This is a genomic window from Methylobacterium sp. 4-46 (genome assembly GCF_000019365.1).
Classification (GTDB): domain Bacteria; phylum Pseudomonadota; class Alphaproteobacteria; order Rhizobiales; family Beijerinckiaceae; genus Methylobacterium.
The window spans coordinates 39,407-57,951 of sequence record NC_010373.1; the positions used below are offsets into that span (position 1 = coordinate 39,407).

An 18,545-nucleotide genomic window follows, 5' to 3' on the forward strand; every position below is an offset into this window, starting at 1 on the left:
GTGCCCCCGGACCATCCGGACCGCCCCGCTCGCGGATCTCAGGCGAGAGGGGGGGTATGCTTCCTCATGGCTCCATCCTCTCAAGAGTTGGAGCCTCCTGTCTGTCGGGATTGACCTACTCTGCGCTCGCGGACGGCATCCCGCGAGCCTCCGGAAATCCCGGGGCGGTTCAATCTTGTTCTTGAGCGCCACGGTCGTTCGTCCCTTACTCGCGCCCAGTCAACCACTCGGCGATGCCGGTCCCAAGCAGGCTCTGCGCCCTCCCGCCGACGAATACGCCGACGTGCCCGCCTGGGAGCGGCAGCTCGGTATAGTCCGACGTGCCTACGAATTGCTTGAGTGCCCGCGATGTTGCCGGTGGAATAATATGATCATATTTTGCGTAGATGTTCAAGACTGGGCATTTGATGTTGCCAAGATCGACGGTTCTGCCGGCTAGCTGGAACGAGTTTTGCACCAGCTTGTTGTCCTGATACAGATTTTTCAGCCACTGCTTGGCGGCCTCACCGGGATGGTGCGGCCGATCGGAAATCCACTTTTCCATACGCAAGAAGTTCATAAACCTTTTCTTATTGTCGATTACGTCAAGAAGATCAAGGTTGTACTTGGTCATCGTGCGCATCGGCGTCATCAGCGCGAACACCGAGCCCATGAATTCACCCGGCAACGTGCCGTGCGCCTCGATGAGGCGGTCAATGTCATCAGGCTCAAGGCTGCGCGTCCACATGTTGATGAAGCCGTGACCTTTGCGGTTCTCGACAGTGTCGGCGTGGAAGTCGATCGGCGTGATCGTCAGCACCATCGCGTTGACGTCCTCGGGGTGCAGCGCCGCGTAGCAAGTCGTGAAGGTCCCACCCTCGCAAATCCCGAGTAGATTGATCTTCGCCCCCCCCCCCCCCCCCCCCCCCCCCCCCCCCATTCGCCTCGGAGATGACGTTCACGCATTCAGCGAGATAGCCGTCGATGTAGTCATCAAGCGTCACGAAGCGGTCGGCTCGGCTCGGATTGCCCCAGTCCACTACGTAGAGGTCAACACCGAGCTTCAGCAGATTGCGAACGAGCGAGCGATCCTCCTGCAGGTCGGCTATCGTGTGGCGACCGATAAGCCCATAGACGATGAGGACGGGTGTCCTGACCTTCTGCTCGGCAAGAGATCGGTAGCGGTACAGTGTGACCTTATCCTGCTGCCAGATTACAACTTTCTCGCTCGTCGCAATCTGAACGTCCTCGTCGCGGACCTCCTGGAAGAGCTTGGCTCCTTCCGCGAGCCGCTTTCCAAGCGCTGCCGCCTCCGCGACGGGGTCAAGCGCGGCTTTGGATTTGGCAGAGCGGCTCATGTCGGCTCTCCTTCTGATTTTCCGCTGGTCCGCCTCTGGCGACTGAGCGCCCTGACTTCCCGGCGCAGCTGCGTGAGGCTCTGATGCACGTCGTCGAGTTCGGCGCGGGTCGGGTAGCCGAACATCTGGCTGTAGAACTCAGCGATATCCTGCTGAGCAAGCCGCAAATCCGTCGAGGCTTTCAGCGTCTCGCGCTGGCTCTTGAGAAACTCCTCCGACCGCTGCGCCTCCAGCAGAACGTCGTTGGCAGTCTCGACCCAGAGCGCCATCAGCTCGCGGCTCGACGCGATCCCCTGCTCGTTCTTGGACCGTTCATTGACCACGGCGGAGAAGGCTGCCGTCGCCTTCTTCCAGACCTCCATCATCAGGGCGTTGTGTTCGAGGTTGCGCCGGTGCAGCGCCACCCAGGCCGTGAACACGGCCGCGAACTTGCGCTCGACGTTCCAGAGATCGGCGAGGCGCGGTCCTTCGGCCATCCGTTTCAGCGCTTCATCGACCGCGCCCGTGATGCAGATCCATCCGTGCGGGTCGAAGATCTTGGCCAGGACATCGGCCGCGATTGGATCTCGCACCTCGCCTCCGCCCTTCAGGCTCTTGGCAAAGGTCGCCGAGACCGCCTGAGCGGCCTCCCAGCCCTGCTGATACGAGTGTTGGGCCTGTTCCAGGGCTTCCCAGTCCGGGATGAGGGGAAGGCTCGGCTTGCCATCCTTGTCCAAGGCCGTCGTCATGGCCCCGTACATGTTGCGCTGAGCTTCGAGAAAGCACTGGGTGCCTTTGCCCCAGAGCTCTCCCATTGCCTTAAAGGTATCGAATAGATCCATGGCTTGAGCTCCTCAAGCGACTCAAGCAACGGTTCTGAGCTTGCCGTCGAGTGCCTCGGAGTAGATCGCGAAGGCGTCCGGGTAGGTGACCTCGCGTGGGTTGTTCACGAGAAGTCGCGTCTGCTTCATGGCATCGGTTGCGAGGCGCGCGAGATCCTCCTCGCGAACACCGACCTCGGCGAGTGAGGCGGGCGCACCGCAGTCCCGGCAGATGGCCGCGAGGCTGTCGACGAATCGGGTGGCAGCCTCGGCGGCCGGGAGACTGGCTGCCTGCGGATCGAAGATCGGGGCGAGTTCCGCGTAGAGGGCCTCCGCTTGCGGGAGGTTGAAGCGCATCACGCCCGTCAGCACGAGGGCGTTCGACACCCCGTGCGTCACGTGGAAGACGGCGCCGATCGGATAGGCCAGCGCATGGACCGCGGCGACGGGAGCGTTGGCAAAGGCCATGCCCGCGAGCATGGAGCCGAGCAGCATGTTGGAGCGCGCCTCGACGTTGCGGCCGTCGCTGCAGGCCGTGCGAATGCTGCCTGCGAGCAGCGCCAAGGCCTTCCGGGCGAGCTGGTCCGAGATCGGGTTCTTCTTGTGACGGCTGGTGTAGGCCTCGATCGCGTGCACCATCGCGTCGATGCCGGTCGCGGCCGTCACGTGGGCCGGCAGTCCGAGGGTCAGATCGGGATCAAGGACCGCGCAGTCCGGCAGCAGCCGGGGCGAGACCACGCCCTTCTTCTCGCCCGTCGGCGTCGTCACGATCGAGATCGGCGTCACCTCGGAGCCGGTCCCGGCCGTGGTCGGCATCAGGATGAGCGGCAAGCGCTGGCCCTGGGCGAGGCCGACCCCGTAGATGCGGTCGAGCTGATCGCCGCTGCGCGCGAGGTACGCCACGAGCTTGGCAGTGTCGAGAGTGGAGCCGCCCCCAATCGCGAGCACAAGGTCCACTGTCTGCTGCTGGGCAAGTTGCGCTGCAGTCTCGATGACGTGCGAGGGCGGGTCGGCCACGACGTCCTCGAAGACGGTGACCTGAAGGCCCGCCGAGGCCAGGGCAGCCTCCGCAGCGCGGGTCAGACCCGCGCCGCGAACATTTTTGCCGGTCACCAGCATGATCCGTTGAGCGCGGAAGCTCGCCACGAGGTCGGGCAGCTTCGCCGAGGCGCCGGGCTCGAACAGAATATTGGGGCAGGTTTGGAACGTGAATGGGGTCATGATGAGCTCCGGGAGCACGTCGGTGAGCTAGAACTTATTCTTCCGGCTCGATATTGCTGGCCTTATGGTGATGTTCTTGGATCAGGACCCGCTTGTTCTCGGAGTCGTCGATCGGTACCGCCACGAGGTGAACCCCACCGGCCTTGAAGGCGGCCTCGAGCGTCGGAGCCAGGTCGCGGACCGCGGTGACGCAGTGGCCCGTCGCCCCATAGGAATTGGCGTACGCGACGAAATCCGGGTTGGTGAACGTCGTGCCGTATTCGGCGAAGCCCCCCTCCCTCTGCTTCCTGCGGATCATGCCGTATGCCGAGTTGTCCAGGATCAGCGCCACGAGGTTGAGCCTGAGCCGGACAGCTGTCTCCATCTCTTGGCTGTTCATCATGAAGCCACCATCGCCGCACACCGCCAACACGCGACGTTCTGGATAGAGCTCCGCCGCCATCATGGCGGAGGGCAGCCCCGCTCCCATCGTGGCAAGCGCGTTGTCGAGCAGCAGCGTGTTGGGAGCGTACGTCAGGTAGTAGCGCGCAAACTCGATCTTGTACTCGCCGTTGTCGAGGCAGACGAAGCCGTCCTCCGGCATTACCGTACGAACGGCATGCACGATGCGCCGCACCGTCATTGAAGAAGTGGCCTCTTCGGTCCCATCGTTGATGCCGTTGATGCGCTCCAGGAGCGACTGGCGCAGCTCGAGCATGCCGGGATCCGGCTCGAGCCGCCCGCCGAGCCGGTCGGCGAGCGCCGTCACCGTCGAACTGATATCGCCCACCACCTCGGCATCCGGGTGAAAGACCTGCTCGACGCTCGCCGGAGTGTAACCGATGTGGATGACCTTGAGGCCGCCCGCGATCTTCTCGTACAGGAAGGGGGGTTTCTCGACCGCGTCGTGCCCGATCGAGATGATCAGGTCCGCCCGGTCTATCGCCGCATGCACGTAATCCCGCTCGGAGAGCGCCGCGGTGCCGAGATAGAGGCTCGAGGCGCCCGTGACCGCGCCCTTGCCCATCTGCGTGTCGCAGAAGGGAATCTGGGTCCGCCGCACAAACTCGGAGAGCGGCTCGCCCAGCCCCGGCCGGTTGCCGGCCGCGCCGATCATGATCAGCGGGCTTTGCGCACTCAGGATCATCGCAGCCGCGTGCTCGATGGCGGCTTCCGCCGCCACTGGCCGGTCGATCGGGTGAGAGGGCGCCAGGGCGACTTCGGCCATTTCGGTAGCAACGTCTTCGGTAGCAACGTCCTTGGGCACTTCGAGATGAACCGCGCCCCGGCGCTCGTCGGTGGCGACCCGGAAGGCCTCGCGCACCAGCGTCGGGATCGAGGCCGCCGAGACGATCTGGCGCGTCATCTTGGTGAGCGGGCGCATCACCGAGACGGTATCGATGAGCTGGAAGCGGGACTGGGGTGGGGCGCTGATCGGCTTCTGGCCGGTGATTATCAACACCGGCATGGCGCCGAGCTGCGCGTAGGCCACGCCTGTCACCAAGTTCAGCGCGCCCGGGCCGCAGGTCGCGAGGCAGACGCCCGGCCGGCCGGTCAGCCGCCCGTGCGTGGCGGCCATCATGACGGCCGCCTGCTCGTGGCGGACGGGGATGAACCTGATCTTCGAGTTGTGCAAGCTCTCGATGATTTCGAGGATCTCCTCCCCGGGTATGCCGATGACGTAGTCGACGCCCATGTTCTCGAGGGCTTTGACTATGAGATCAGAACCCTTAATTTTAGACGATGCTCCCACGTTCTCATCCTCGCAAGCTGGCATTAAGCAACCCGCCCGACTGTCGTCGGGCTCTGGCTGTCGTCGAGCTCTTGCTCCGCCCAGGCGGCGACATCGCTCCCCACGTCACGGCCAGCAGCGACTTCCGCCGCCGTCGCACCCTCGTTGCGCAAGCGATGTGCCAGCGCCGCCCGACGAACTTTTCGCAATTATTGCAATGCTTTATGGCTGCCGTGGGGGATTGGCGCAGACGCCACCGGGCTGTCGGGAGCCCGACAAAGTCCGACAGGCCATGGAGGCGCGGCGGGCCGGATGGGGTGTAGCCGGGCGGTAGCGCCCTGTACGAGGCCGGCAAGCCGTCCGGAGGGCTAGGGCCTGAACCGAACCAAGGTGTTGCAGGGTCTATGGTTTTGTGATTCAGGGCGGCCGCTTGCAGCACGGAGGCGGCCATGGCGGACCTGTTCTGGCTCTCGGACGCGCAGTGGGCGGTGATCGCGCCGTTCATGCCGCGCAACCAGCCCGGCCCCGAGCGCAAGGACGATCGCCAGATCATCTCCGGCATCCTGCACGTGCTGACCTCCGGCTGCCGCTGGCGCGATGGCCCGTCCGCGTATGGACACCGCACCACGGTCTACAACCGCTTCAACAGGTGGTCGCGGCGTGGCTTCTGGACGGCGATGCTGGCGGCCCTGGCCAAAGCTGGATGGTCGGGCGAGGCGGCTGCCATCGACAGCACCTACGTGCGGGTCCATCGCTCGGCTCACGGGGGCAAAGGGGGGCGACAGCGCAGGCGATCGGCCCGTCGCGGGGTGGCCAGACGACCAAGATCCACGCCCTCGTCGACGTGCTTGGCCGCCCCGGTGTCCTCCTGCTGACACCCGGCAACGCCAGCGACGTGCGCACCGCCCCGGCGGTGCTGGCCGAGGCTCCCGGCCGGATCCGCCGCCTGATCGCCGACAAGGGCTACGACGCCGATTGGCTGCGGGCTGATCTGCGGGAGAAGGGCATCACCCCGGTCATCCCCGGCACCCGCGCCCGCAAGCGCAGGCTGCGCCACGACAAGCGCCGCTCCCGGAAACGCTGGCGCATCGAGGCCGCCTTTTGTCGTCTCAAGGACTTCCGCCGGATCGCCACCCGCTACGACAAGCTGGCCCGCAACTACGCCTCCGCTCTCGCCCTGGCCGCCGTGATCGCGTTCTGGTGCTGATTGAGTCCTGACCCCAATCCTCCGGCGGCACGCAGGTTTTCACGAAGGTGGTCCGGGCCCCGCCCCTGAGCCGCTTCTCGGCGGCGTGCCGGCGGCACTGGGCGAGGAGGGCCGGGTCGACTTCCGCCATGTCGTCCTCGGCCGGCGCGGGGGCCGGCTTGGCCGCCTGCGGGGCGTGACGGGGCACCTGCGCCGCCGCCGACCCGGCGAGGCCCGCCGCCAGGATCAGCGCGCAGGCGGCAGGGAGGTGTCTCATGGGCTCGGAGCCCCGGTTCTCCGGCCGCTTCGTGGCGAGGGGAGGGCGAGCTCCGACGGGGCGGCCGCGGCTCTTACTTCAGCAGCACCTCACGAAGGAAGCCGACCACCGCCGCCCGCGCCGCCTCGGTCGAGGCCGGGTTGTGGCCCACATGGGCGCCGACGGCGACGCAGGGGTCTGTCCGCAGGCTGTAGGGCCGGCCCGTCGCGGCGTCGAGGATCGTGCCGCCCGGCCCCTCTTTCAGTCGGCAGTCGCGCGTGCTCTGCGCCTTCGGGATCGAGACCAGCGGCGGGCTCGTCGGCGTGTCAAAGCTGTGCTGCGTGTCGGGATACTCGGTCAGCATCACGTCCGCGCCGGCCTGCTTCAGCCGGGCGACGTAGTCCCGGCAGGGCAAGACGCTGACGTAGTCGTCGCTGGTGCCGTGGAACAGCCGGATCGGCGCCGGGCCGACCTTGTCGTCTTCCCGATAGGTCACGTTGCAGGGCGTGTAGAGGCCGATATGGGCGGCGAAGCGGTTCGGGCCGCCATAGGCCGCGTGGAACCGCTCCGCCGCCGAGTAGACCGACGCGACCGCCCCCTTGGAGAAGCCCATCACGGCGATGCGGTCCGCCCGCACCCGCGGGTGCGCCGCGAGCGCGTCGAGGGCGCGGTAGGCGTCGACCATCATGGCGAGGGAGTTGAGCTGCTCCTGGTCCTCGATCGTGCTGACAATGCCGCGGCCCGTGAAGGCGTCGAGGATGAAGGCGCCGATCCCCGCTTCGTTGAGCACCCGCGCCCAGGCGTCCGGGCCGGCGCTGATCCCGCCCGAGCCGTGGACAAGCACCACCACCGGCACCTTCGGCGGCGCGCCGACGGGCAGGCGCAACTCGCCGCCGAGCACCACCTCGCGCCCCGGCGCGTCGCCGCGCAGGAACTCTTCCCCGGTCAGGGTCCGGCTCTTCACCGCGTGGATCTCGATGCGGCCGGGCAGGGGGGAGGCGGCCTCGGCGGCCGGTGCGGCGATGCCGAGGGCGACGAGCGTGGCGGCCAGGATGCGCATGGTTCCTCCCGAGGATGCGTTGCCCCCACCCTCGACCGGGCGCCGCCCGTGTCAACGGCGGATCTCCCGCCGCGGAAGGCTTCAGGCCTCGACCGGCGCCTCGCGCAGCCAGCACAGCATGTGAGGGAAGGGCGGCACGCCCCGCGCCGCGGCCGCGCGCGCATCGAGGGTCAGGCCCATCCATTGCAGCAGCGGCAGCCCGGGATACTGGCCCTCAAAGAAGACCCTGATGTGGAACGGCGAGGCGCCGCGGTCTTTTGACCGCAGCCGCGCCCGAGGCGCCGGCCGCGTCCGGCGAAGCCGCCGGACAACATACGGCCATACGACATTACGACGATAGCAGCGTACGGTGCTAACGCGGTACGGAAAGGTGTCACGGGGTGCGGCTCTCTAGTTGTCTGGATGCGAGACCTCCTTGGCGTCTGCGACCACCTTGAGCGCTGCGGGGAGTGCGTCCGGATCAGGCGGCCTAGTGACGGGCTTGGCCAGCTCCGGCTTCGCCTTCAGCCGCTCACGCAGGACCCTGTCCGGTGAGCGGCTGAAGGCGAAGCCGGAGCTGGCCAAGCCCGTCACTAGGCCGCCTGATCCGGACGCGCTCCCCGCAGCGCTCAAGGTGGTCGCAGACGCCAAGGAGGTCTCGCATCCAGACAACTAGTGCAGTGACTCAGACGGATGGTGCAGCCTGGCTGTTGAGGATAGCGGCCGCGGGCTTGGTCCAGACGAAGGGCCTGGGCTGCTCGTTGTTCTCGGCGATGTAGCGCTTGATCGCCGCTTGCAGGTCCACGATCCCGGTGAACGTCCCGCGCCGCAGCCGCCGAGGGGCTATGGTCGGCCATCGGGAGGCTCGTCGACACCATCACGCCCGACGAGTGTGCCCACTTCTTCGCCGCTGCAGGCTACGATCCAGATTAAACCGAAAACGCTCTAGACGGTCCAGAAGATCGGCGTCGATCGTCAGTGTCACCTCAAGCCGCGGCGGGACTGGTGCAGCGGCAATATCAAATTCAGCGGATGGCCTTTCCAGTACATCGACCATGGCAGGCCTATTATACTACGAGATCGATTTAAAAACTGCTTAAGCCTCGTGCTGGCAGGTCATCGCTTTGGCGCCTGCTCCAGGAGGTCGCGCGGTGCATCCAGCTTTCCGGCCTGTAAGGCTTCGCGCAGCACCTTTTCTATGCGGGGGACATGACCACGGCCCGTCGCTTTGATTGCCTTTGCCTGATCGGCGGGGAGGTACAGCGTGCGCCGTCCGGTCATGCCAGCTCCAGCCGCACTTTGCGGCCAACGACGGCGGCGGCACGCTTCACAGTGTCGAGCTGCACCTTGTCATTCTCCGGGTCCAGCAGGCGGTCGAGCTGGGCGCGGCTGGTGTGCATGCGCTTCGCCATGACGCTTTTTGTGATGCCCTGCTCCTTCATGGCCTGCTCGATCTGCCAGGCCAGGACGCGCTTGGTCGCCTGTTCGTTGACCTCCTCGCGGGTGCCTTCCTCTTCGAGGAAGCTGTCGAACGACGATCCGATATGTTTATTTGTCATTTTTCTCCACCTTCTTCTGTCGTTTGCGGGCTTTGGTCAGTTCGGCATCGGGCGTCTTCTGCGTTTTCTTAATGAAGGCGTGCAGCAGAACCATATGACCGTGGGCAATGCAGAACAGGACGCGCGAAATCCGCCCGTCCGAAAGGTCGCTGCGCACCTCCCACAGGCCTGCGCCCATGGGCCGGCACGTCGGCATGCCGACCGGCCAGCCGAATTCGACCGTGGCAATGTCCTGGCCGATGACCTTGCGATCGTCCGGGGTCTGGTCCTTCAACCATTCCCTGACCGGCTCCTTGCCGCTGTCGGTGGCGTAGAACGCCGCCGGCAGCTTTTTCAGCTCCTGCTCCATCCGCACCTTCTACGGTACATCGTACCTTAAAAGATACAGGGTTTGCCAGCAGAAAAGCGATTTTCTCCATAAAGCCCCTCGGATGCCGTTCCCCCCTCGCCAAGCCCCTTACGCTGGCGCCGCCTGGCGCGATTTCCGGCTCCGTGGCTGCGGTGTGATGCTTCGAGGGTGTCGGAGTAGGGTCAGAAGACCAGAGGCCCACAGGCGGCGATTTTTGAGCCGCCACGCCGCCGCCGCGCTTCCAGTGCTCAATGGCCAGCCGGGAGGTCGCCATGCTGTTACGCGTGATCCAGGGGCCTGTCGCAAACGCGAACGGGCTCGCGTTCATGGGTCGTTAGCCATACCCGCCCAGCTTGCCGCTCCGCCTCGGAGCCGGCCCATGATCCTGAACGCCCTCGCCCTCAAGCTGAAGAGAGAGGCCCGCGGCGACTTCACGGGCCGGCACTTCGAAGCCACTCTCATCGTCCAGGCCGTCTCCTGGTACCTGCGCTACGCGCTCAGCTACCGCGACATCGAGGAGATGCTGCTGGAGCGGGGTATGGGGGTGGACCACTCCACCATCAACCGCTGGGTGCTGGCCTACGCGCCCGCCATCGAGCGGCGCCTGCGCCGGTTCCGCAAGCCGCATTGCGGGTCCGTGAGGGTGGACGAGACCTATATCAAGGTGCGTGGCCAGTGGCGCTATCTGTACCGGGCCATCGACAAGCATGGCGAGGCGGTCGACTTCCTGCTCACCGCCAACCGCGACCTGGAAGCGGCCAAGCGCTTCTTCCGCAAGATGCTACAGGATCAGCCGCTTCTCGCGCCCGACCGCATCGGCACCGATGGTGCTGGCCCTTACCCGCCGGCGATCGCCGAGAGCCGCAAGGAGGGCCTGCTGCCACGCGCGCCCATCCACCACGTCACCAAGCACTTGCAGCAAGGGATTGAGAGCGACCACTTCCGGGTCAAGCGGCCGATGCCACGGGTCGGGGGCTTCCGCGCGTTCCACACGGCGCGGCGGACGATCCAGGGCTTCGAGGCCATGCTTTGGCTGCGCAAGGGTTTCGGGTTCTCAGGGGCGTGGACGGTCCGGGAGCAGAACCGACTGCTCGCGCAGTGCTTCGGACTTCCCGTGGCGAACAAAGCGTGAAAGCGGGACGGCAGAGACCCTTCTGCGGCCTGGACCCCAGTTTGCGACAGGCCCGGGCGTAGCGCAGGTACCAGGAGACGGCCTGGACGATGAGGGTGGCTTCGAAGTGCCGGCCCCGGAAGTCGCCACGGGCCTCTCTCTTCAGCGCGAGGGCGAGGGCGTTCAGGATCATGGGCCGGCTCCGAGGCGGAGGCGGCAAACTGGGCAGGTATGGCTAACGATCGGTGAATGCCGGCCCGTTCGCGTTTGCGACAGGCCCGACGCGCCTCCATGGCTTGTCGGACTTTGTCGGGCTCCCAACAGCCCGGTGGCGTCTGCGCCAATCCCCCACGGCAGCCATAAAGCATTGCAATAATTGCGAAAAGTTCGTCGGGCGGCGCTGGCACATCGCTTGCGCAACGAGGGTGCGACGGCAGCGGAAGTCGCTGCCGGCCGTGACGTGGGGAGCGATGTCGCTACCAACCACGCGCGGTTCGACCGAGGGTAGGAAGGCGCCACCCTGGGACGACTGCGGCAATCAGTGGAGAGCTGATATGAATACGTTCAGTGAAGACGATGCTGTGAAGAGCTGGATCCATAATGCTCCTCAGTATCACGATTATTTCTTGTTCGCCGACAACGTCGCGGCGACGGCGGGCGGGACGTTTCTCGGTGAGAACACTGCCGATCCGAATGCGACCGGCACGGCGATCTACACGGAACTCAGCAACCTTCCGACCGCCGTCTCCAGCATCCTCAAGCACAGCCAGAAGCGCGCCAATTTCCACCCGGCCACGACCAGCCCGGAGGTGCTGGCGGCAGCGTTCAACGGCTACGTGACCGAGATCGACAACAACCCTTTCTTGGCCCTCTCGAGGAATACCGCCACCAAGATGGCCTATGAAGACAAAAATTACAACGCCCTCTTCGATCAAATCTGCAGCCTGTACGCAGGACTTTCGGAGGATGACCTGAGAAATATTGAGAAAACCATCTCTGATATGGCGAAATCTGTCTCCAGCGAGAACCATTCAGAAGAATGGAAGAATTTGTTCTCTCAATCTACCATCAACATGAGGGACCCATCGCAGCCTAAGCTCTATTTGTACTACACTGCACTGTACATGTCCCACGACAAGAGTAAAAAGAAGGAGGTTGCGCGGCAGGGCTTTGAGGTGCGTTGCACCGAGTTCTCTATCCTGACTCTGAAAATCAAGGCCAGCGCCGGCAAGCTTGTGGCGCTCGATACGACGAACGTCACCGACTGGCTGCGCGACTCCACGAGTCCCACGGACCCCAACGTCAAGCTCTGCTTCCAGGCGTAACCCGTCCGGGGCCGGCCCGCCCGCCGACGAGCGAGGGCCGGCACCACGGATCGTCGGCTCCCCCCCGCTCGCCGGGGTTCGCGAGCCGGGCGACCTCGGCGAGGCGTTGTGGCGGATCGGTGCTCATGGGTCACCTTGCCCGCAGCTCTAGGGGGAGAATGGACATGACAGAAACCGAGAGGCTTTATGAGACCCTGTCCAAGATCGCCGAGGCGGCCAACACCGCCGTCAGGCATTGGCACGACTGGGAAGCCCTGGAACAGGCCCAACACTCGTATCAGCAGGGCTGGGAGGCCGCTCAGGCGGTCTCGGCGACCTTTGCCAAGAGCCTGAAGGGCGGAGGCGAGGTGCGAGATCCAATCGCGGCCGATGTCCTGGCCAAGATCTTCGACCCGCACGGATGGATCTGCATCACGGGCGCGGTCGATGAAGCGCTGAAACGGATGGCCGAAGGACCGCGCCTCGCCGATCTCTGGAACGTCGAGCGCAAGTTCGCGGCCGTGTTCACGGCCTGGGTGGCGCTGCACCGGCGCAATCTCGAACACAACGCCCTGATGATGGAGGTCTGGAAGAAGGCGACGGCGGCCTTCTCCGCCGTGGTCAATGAACGGTCCAAGAACGAGCAGGGGATCGCGTCGAGCCGCGAGCTGATGGCGCTCTTCGCCATCTGCTGGTTTTGTTCCGGTTGGTCTGGCGGTTCCAATCCTTCGCTAGTGCACAGATGCCGACGAACGCATCACACGCTCGGTCATCAACTTCTTGCTGAAACACGAGAAATCACGCTGAGCTTTAGAGCTCGCGCCTAGATCGCAGGAGGCATCCTCATGACTGCCAAGACCATCTACGACCATGGCCTCGACCGGAACCCGGCCAATTTCCAGCCGCTGACGCCCCTCACCTTCCTGGAGCGCACCGCGACGGTCTTCCCGGACCATGTCGCGGTCATCTACGGTTCTCTGCGGCGCAGCTACCGCGACTTCTATGCCCGCACGCGGCGTCTCGCCTCGGCCCTCGCGGCCCGCGGGATCGGGCGCGGCGACACGGTGGCGGTCATGCTCCCCAACACGCCCGCCTTGATCGAGTGCCACTACGGCGTGCCGATGACCGGCGCCGTGCTCAACACCCTCAACACCCGTCTGGACGCGGCGATGATCGCCTCCTTCCTCGATCATGGCGAAGCCAAGGTGCTGATCACCGACCGGGAATTCGCGCGGGTGATCAAGCCGGCGCTCGCGCACGCGAAGGTCAGACCCCTCGTCATCGACTACGACGACCCGGAATTCAGCGGTGAGGGCGAGCGCCTGGGCAGCCTGGACTACGAGGCGTTCCTGGCCTCCGGCGACCCCGCCCATGCCTGGTCCCTGCCCGGCGACGAGCGGGACGCGATCACGCTCAACTACACGTCCGGGACCACGGGCGATCCCAAGGGGGTGGTCTACGATCACCGCGGCGCCTGTCTGCAAGCGGTTGGCAACGTCGTGACCACCGGCCTCGGCAAGCACCCGGTCTATCTCTGGACGCTGCCGATGTTCCACTGCAACGGCTGGTGCTTTCCCTGGACGCTGTCGGTGGTGGCGGGCACGCATGTCTGCCTGCGGCAGGTGCGGGCCAAGGCGGTGTACGACGCGATCGCGGACCACGGCGTCACGCATCTCTGCGGCGCCCCGGTCGTGATGCAGCAGCTGCTGAACGCGCCTGCGGCGGAGCGCCGGGCACTGCCGCACCCGGTGTCGTTCGTCGTCGGCGGCGCGCCCCCGCCCGAGGCGGGCTTGGCCGGAATGGCGGAGGCGGGCTTCGACGTGACCCACGTCTACGGCCTCACCGAGACCTACGGGCCGGCCGTGGTCAACGAGTGGCACGCGGATTGGGACGCGCTGACCACGCCCGAGCAGGCGGCCCGCAAGGCGCGCCAGGGCGTGCGCTACCCGCCCCTCGAGGCGCTCGACGTGCTCGATCCCAAGACGATGCGGCCAGTGCCGGCGGACGGCCAGACCGTCGGCGAGGTGATGTTCCGCGGCAACGTGGTGATGCGCGGCTACCTCAAGAACCCGAAGGCCACCGAGGAGGCATTCCGGGGCGGCTGGTTCCATTCGGGCGACCTCGGCGTGAAGCACCCGGACGGCTACCTCCAGCTCAAGGACCGCTCGAAGGACATCATCATCTCGGGGGGCGAGAACATCTGGTCGATCGAGGTCGAGGAGGCGTTGTTCAAGCACCCGGCGGTCGCGGACGCCGGGGTGGTCGGCAAGCCGGACGAGAAGTGGGGCGAGGCGGTCTGCGCCTTCGTTGAGCGGAAGAACGGCTTCGAGATGGTCTCGGCCGAGGAGCTGATCGACTGGTGCCGCCAGTCGCTCGCCAGCTACAAGGTGCCCAAGCACGTCTTCTTCACCGAGCTTCCGAAGAACTCGACCGGCAAGACCAACAAGGTCCAACTTCGGGAAATGGGCAAGGCACTGTGAGGGCAAGTGGCCGTCGGCACAACTGGAGAGGCGACGGCCCGAGAGGGCCGGGGATGAACCCTGCCGTTTGACGAGCCGCTCGCGCCGGCTGACGCTGTTCGGTCGCAAGGCGTCGGGCGACCTCTTCCGGGACCTTACCAGTCCTGATGCTCAGGCGGTTTGCCGGGGCGTGTCGCAAACGTTCAACGCCCGAAAAAATCGTCTCCGAACAGGGCGTGACGAGGCCTGCTCACCGCCTGCTGACCCCCTCCGACGAGGCTGGCGAAGCAGTTTGACGAGCCCGGTATCGGCCTGACGGACCGGTGTGCGCCTACGCGGGGAGCATAATTTTCTCCGCCAAAAATCTTTGCGACACGCCCGGATGAAGCGCCAGGGCGCCGCCTAGCACGGCAGCAGCACGCACAACCTAAAGTCACCAACCCGATTTGCGAGAGCAGATCCGGGAACAGGAAACCTATGTTCAAATCAAACGACGGAAGACCCGGCGGTTTGGTTGGCTCCCGGCCGCCGGGTCTGAAGTGTAGGAGTAAATATGCAAGGAAAATCTCTACACGAGCGCGCTGCCTCTGGCAAGCGTGACGATGAAGCCGCGGCCAAGCGCGCGGAAGAGTACCTGCGGCAACATTTCCCCGGCTTCAGCGGCTGGGCTCCCTGTGACGACCCGACCGGCCACATCAGCCACGGCACGCCCGAGATGCTGGCCGTGTTCGCAATCGGGTGCTTGGAGGGCTTGATCGCTCACGCGGACATGGCAATCCGCTGCCTGCAGCGGCACGACCAGCCCGGCATGCGGGCGCACATCCGCAGCCACATCCGCGCCGAGCGCGAGTTCGAGCGGACTGGCGTCGAGATCATCGGCATGCTGTTCGAGCCGAAGATGCAGGCCAAAGCCGCAATCGCCGGGGTGGCCGCATGACGGCGAACGTGCGCCCCATCCGCCGCCCCGCTCCGCCCGACAACGATCCGGTGCTCACCGAGAGCAGCATCGCGGCCCTGGTCGTGGAGCGATTTCGCGACCAGCTCCTCTACGACCACGGCCAGGCCTTATGGTTCGAGTGGGCCGGCACCTGCTGGGTGCCGGACACCACCGGGGGCGTCTTCGACCGCTGCCACACCGTGGTGCAGGAGCAGATGCGCCTCCTCTCCCCCAAGAAGCAGGTGCGGCTTGGCACGGCCAAGTTCGTGTCCGGCGTCGAGAAGCTGTGCCGTCATGCCCGGACCTTCGTCGCGCAGAGCGAGGATTGGGACGGCGACCCGATGGTGCTCGGCACGCCCGGCGGCGTCGTGGACCTCACCACCGGCAAGATGCGTCGGGCCGAGCCGGGCGACCGGATCACGAAGCAGACGGCGGTGGCGCCGGCCGACACGGCGGATTGCCCGCGCTTCCTGCGCTTCCTCAACGAGGCGACCGGCTCAGACCTGGGGCTGATGCGGTTCCTTCAACAGTGGGCCGGATACAGCCTCACCGGCCGCACCACCGAGCACGCCGTCGTCTTCGTGTTCGGCGGCGGCGGCAACGGCAAGTCGGTCTACCTGAAGGTGCTCGCGACCGCGCTGGCGTCCTACGCCGCGACGGCGACCATGGACGCGTTCGTTGCCAGCAAGCACGCCCAGCACACGACCGACCTCGCGATGCTCAAAGGCGCCCGGTTCGTGTCCGCGTCCGAGACGCAGGAAGGCCGAGCGTGGGATGAGGCCCGGCTGAAGTCGTTCACGGGCGGCGACGCGATCACCGCGCGCTTCATGCATAGGGACAACATGACCTTCGTGCCGACGTGCAAGATCACGATCGTTGGGAACCACAAGCCCAAGATCCGCACCGTGGACGAGGCGATGCGGCGCCGCCTCAACATCGTGCCGTTCATCCGCAAGCCCGCCGAGCCCGATCCCGATCTGGAGCGCAAGCTGCTGGCCGAGTTGCCCGGCATCCTGCGGTGGCCCATCGACGGCTGCCTGGACTGGCAGGAGCACGGTCTCATCCGGCCCGACGCCGTCCTGGCCGCGACGGATGAGTACTTGGCCGACGAGGACCTGTTCGGTCAGTGGGTCGAGGACCGGTGCAAGGTGGATCCCGGCAATCGGCAGATGCGAACGCCGAACCAGGACCTCTACGCCTCGTGGTGCGACTTCGCCGAACGGGTCGGGGCGCGGCACGGCACGCTGCACGAGCTGGGCGAGAAGCTGAGCAAGCTCGGGCTCGCGCGCTACAAGTCGGGCGGCGTCCGCGGCTTCGAAGGCATCTACGTGACGAGCACGGGCGCGTAGGCCCAGAGGCCAGGGACACCTTGGGACGGCATTGGGACGCGGGCCTCGGTCTGCGTCCTTTTTCGTTCGCGAACCGTTCGGCGGCCTGCCGATCGATTGGGACACCTGCCCTGGATTTGGGACACGTCAGGGACGCCTGCTCCGACCGGTGTCCCAACCTCCTGCCCTAAAATTGATAGGCCATGAAAGGGCTTAAGCCACGTCTTGGGGCATTTGGGACGCTTGGGACACCGAAATCGGGTATCTCAGAGATACCGCGCACACACAGGCGCACGATCAGGGATTTGCCGCTTTTGGTGTCCCAGGTGTCCCAGTGTCCCAACCTCCCAGCCGCTTCGCGTGAGAGAACCGTCGCAGGCTGCCGGGGGATCAGTGCTTCCCGTGGCCACCGACACGACGTTCTGAGGATGGATCGCGGGATGCTGTGTCTCCCGGTAGCCCTACGACGGTGCCGACGCTCTGATGCTCAAAGGATGCCAGACAGTCGCCAGCGCAACGGTTCGGTGAAGGCGAGGGGTCAGGAGAGCAGTTCTGGCGGGGCTCGGGGACGGCACATGAGAGGCCGGATCCTTATGGATCAAAGACTTGGCCTGAATGACGCGAATCGAAGTACGGTGGAATGGTCAGCCGCACAGCCAAACCTCGACGGCGACCGTAACCTGCCCCTCGTAACGTGACGCAGCGTCATAGATTAGCAGGTCAGCTGTTCTAGCCGTAAACCTCTCTTGATGGCTTTACAGACGGGTCGGAATAATGTAAGCCTGATGCAGCAGTTTAGTGGTTTACAGTCATGGCGACCTACGGCTATCAGCGGGTGTCGAGCGAGGGCCAGGAGGACGGCACGTCGCTCGACGAGCAGGGCAAGCGCATCCGCGGCCTGTGCATGATGCAGGGCCTCGACGAGCCGGTGTTCTTCCGGGACGTATGCCAGGGCAAGATCCCGCTCGGGGACCGCCCAGGCGGTTGCCGCCTCCTTCACGCGCTGAAGCCGGGCGACAACCTCGTCGTCTTGAAGCTCGACCGCATCTTCCGCAACGCGACCGACGCACTCACGCAGGCGGACGCCTTCAAGGCCAAGGGCGTGAACCTCTATCTCATCGACATGGGCACCGAGCCGGTGACGAACAACGGCACGAGCCGCATGTTCTTCGGCATGCTGGCTTTGATGGCCGAGTTCGAGCGCGAGCGGATCCGGGAGCGCACGCAGGACGGCAAGGCGGCCAAGGCAGCCAGGGGCGGCTACATCGGGGGGTCGAGGCCCTTCGGGTACGACGTCGTCGGCACCGGCAAGGACGCCGTCCTGAGGCCCCGTGAGAGCGAGCACGAGTACGTCCAGCAGATCGTAGCGCGACGCGAGGCCGGCGAATCCCTGCGCAGCATCAGCGCGTGGCTGGCGACCCGGGGCGTGAAACTCTCGCATGTCGGTGTCGCCAACGTGCGAGAGCGCGATGCGAACCCCAATTGAATGGTGGCGAGCGTTGTTGCTATCTTGAAAATGAAGTAACAAGCATAAACAAAACAAAGAAGAATAATATAGATCCGCCAATCATGAGTGGCATGGCAAAATCTTTTCCTTCCGGATCATGTCTCTCTGTCTCTGACATATTGAATCCCCTCTCTTTATGGTCGGACCTACGTAGCGCGCCGGCATGCGGCCAGCCAAGCTGAGCCGAAGATCTTAAAGTGTGCCTGAGGGTGGCGGCCCGGCTGAGGCCCGTCTGCAACACCTCGTCTCCGCTTCGACGCGCACGTTCCAGACCGGCTCGGTTTGCTGTAGTCTAGATACCGGGCCCCGAAGGTCCGCGCCGGTGCCCGCGTGATGCGGGGTACCGGTCCGCTGGTAGATCCAGCACCGGGACGTTGCGCACGCCTGCGCATGACGCCGTGGTCCACATGGACCGCACCCTCAGGCCGCTCAGTGGAGCGC

At 65.4% G+C, this 18,545-nt stretch carries 15 protein-coding genes and 4 pseudogenes; 8 read left to right on the plus strand and 11 right to left on the minus strand.

The features are described from left to right. Window positions 1-205 precede the first annotated feature (205 nt). The 5 genes and pseudogenes from M446_RS39835 to M446_RS33940 form a co-directional block, all read right to left on the minus strand. The gene (locus tag M446_RS39835) at window positions 206-919 is read right to left on the minus strand and encodes an alpha/beta fold hydrolase (protein WP_415926929.1); all 714 of its coding nucleotides are present in this window, start codon (window positions 917-919) and stop codon (window positions 206-208) included. A 193-nt stretch (window positions 920-1,112) separates the two neighbouring features. Next, a pseudogene (locus M446_RS39840) lies at window positions 1,113-1,337 on the minus strand (class III poly(R)-hydroxyalkanoic acid synthase subunit PhaC); the annotation flags it as partial. Then, entirely contained in the window at window positions 1,334-2,158 is an 825-nt protein-coding gene (locus M446_RS34420) for a poly(R)-hydroxyalkanoic acid synthase subunit PhaE (protein ID WP_012290065.1), read from the minus strand. The gene M446_RS34420 and the pseudogene M446_RS39840, both read right to left, overlap by 4 nt. A 21-nt stretch (window positions 2,159-2,179) precedes the next feature. Further along, entirely contained in the window at window positions 2,180-3,358 is a 1,179-nt protein-coding gene (locus M446_RS33935; protein ID WP_012290066.1) for an iron-containing alcohol dehydrogenase, read from the minus strand. A 34-nt stretch (window positions 3,359-3,392) separates the two neighbouring features. Further along, the gene (locus tag M446_RS33940; RefSeq protein WP_050777596.1) at window positions 3,393-5,114 is read right to left on the minus strand and encodes an acetolactate synthase large subunit; all 1,722 of its coding nucleotides are present in this window, start codon (window positions 5,112-5,114) and stop codon (window positions 3,393-3,395) included. Between the two features lie 458 nt (window positions 5,115-5,572). On the opposite strand from M446_RS33940, the pseudogene M446_RS36410 reads away from it, so the two are divergent. Further along, a pseudogene (locus tag M446_RS36410) lies at window positions 5,573-6,276 on the plus strand (IS5 family transposase). A gap of 329 nt (window positions 6,277-6,605) precedes the next feature. Here M446_RS36410 and M446_RS33955 read toward each other — a convergent pair. The 5 genes and pseudogenes from M446_RS33955 to M446_RS33970 all read right to left on the minus strand — a co-directional run bounded on the left by M446_RS33955 (window position 6,606) and on the right by M446_RS33970 (window position 9,458). Further along, window positions 6,606-7,571, minus strand: coding sequence for a dienelactone hydrolase family protein (locus M446_RS33955; RefSeq protein WP_012290069.1), 966 nt, complete (start codon window positions 7,569-7,571; stop codon window positions 6,606-6,608). Between the two features lie 664 nt (window positions 7,572-8,235). Then, window positions 8,236-8,397 (minus strand): annotated as a pseudogene (locus M446_RS37875) (IS630 family transposase); the annotation flags it as partial. Window positions 8,398-8,666: 269 nt separating this feature from the next. Further along, window positions 8,667-8,831, minus strand: coding sequence for a hypothetical protein (locus M446_RS38505; RefSeq protein WP_012290070.1), 165 nt, complete (start codon window positions 8,829-8,831; stop codon window positions 8,667-8,669). Then, on the minus strand, window positions 8,828-9,109 hold the full coding sequence (locus M446_RS33965) for a helix-turn-helix domain-containing protein (RefSeq protein ID WP_012290071.1): 282 nt from the start codon (window positions 9,107-9,109) through the stop codon (window positions 8,828-8,830). The genes M446_RS38505 and M446_RS33965 overlap by 4 nt, the downstream gene beginning before the upstream one ends. Beyond that, window positions 9,099-9,458 (minus strand): type II toxin-antitoxin system RelE/ParE family toxin, encoded by a 360-nt coding sequence (locus M446_RS33970; RefSeq protein WP_012290072.1) that lies wholly within the window; start codon window positions 9,456-9,458, stop codon window positions 9,099-9,101. Before M446_RS33970 ends, M446_RS33965 begins: the two co-directional genes overlap by 11 nt. Window positions 9,459-9,837: 379 nt before the next feature. Here M446_RS33970 and M446_RS33975 point away from each other — a divergent pair, with 379 nt between their 5' ends. Continuing rightward, on the plus strand, window positions 9,838-10,590 hold the full coding sequence (locus M446_RS33975) for an IS6-like element ISMtsp1 family transposase (RefSeq protein WP_012290073.1): 753 nt from the start codon (window positions 9,838-9,840) through the stop codon (window positions 10,588-10,590). A gap of 37 nt (window positions 10,591-10,627) precedes the next feature. On the opposite strand, the pseudogene M446_RS37880 reads toward M446_RS33975, so the two are convergent. Continuing rightward, window positions 10,628-10,762, minus strand: a pseudogene (locus tag M446_RS37880) (IS6 family transposase); the annotation flags it as partial. 361 nt (window positions 10,763-11,123) lie between these two features. Here M446_RS37880 and M446_RS33980 point away from each other — a divergent pair. From M446_RS33980 to M446_RS34005, 6 genes are all read left to right on the plus strand, one after another. Beyond that, window positions 11,124-11,894 carry a hypothetical protein gene (locus M446_RS33980; RefSeq protein ID WP_043703230.1) on the plus strand — a complete coding sequence of 257 codons (771 nt, stop codon included), beginning with the start codon at window positions 11,124-11,126 and terminating at the stop codon, window positions 11,892-11,894. A gap of 164 nt (window positions 11,895-12,058) precedes the next feature. Next, a complete protein-coding gene (locus tag M446_RS33985; RefSeq protein ID WP_012290075.1) occupies window positions 12,059-12,700 on the plus strand; it encodes a hypothetical protein in 642 nt (213 codons plus the stop codon). Between the two features lie 18 nt (window positions 12,701-12,718). After that, complete coding sequence (locus tag M446_RS33990) at window positions 12,719-14,353, plus strand: acyl-CoA synthetase (RefSeq protein WP_012290076.1); 1,635 nt, start codon at window positions 12,719-12,721, stop codon at window positions 14,351-14,353. Between the two features lie 532 nt (window positions 14,354-14,885). Then, window positions 14,886-15,269 (plus strand): hypothetical protein, encoded by a 384-nt coding sequence (locus M446_RS33995; RefSeq protein ID WP_012290077.1) that lies wholly within the window; start codon window positions 14,886-14,888, stop codon window positions 15,267-15,269. Then, window positions 15,266-16,618: a phage/plasmid primase, P4 family gene (locus M446_RS34000; RefSeq protein ID WP_012290078.1), complete on the plus strand. Its 1,353-nt coding sequence runs from the start codon at window positions 15,266-15,268 to the stop codon at window positions 16,616-16,618. Before M446_RS33995 ends, M446_RS34000 begins: the two co-directional genes overlap by 4 nt. Window positions 16,619-17,408: 790 nt before the next feature. After that, the gene (locus M446_RS34005; RefSeq protein ID WP_012290079.1) at window positions 17,409-18,083 is read left to right on the plus strand and encodes a recombinase family protein; all 675 of its coding nucleotides are present in this window, start codon (window positions 17,409-17,411) and stop codon (window positions 18,081-18,083) included. Window positions 18,084-18,545 lie beyond the last annotated feature (462 nt).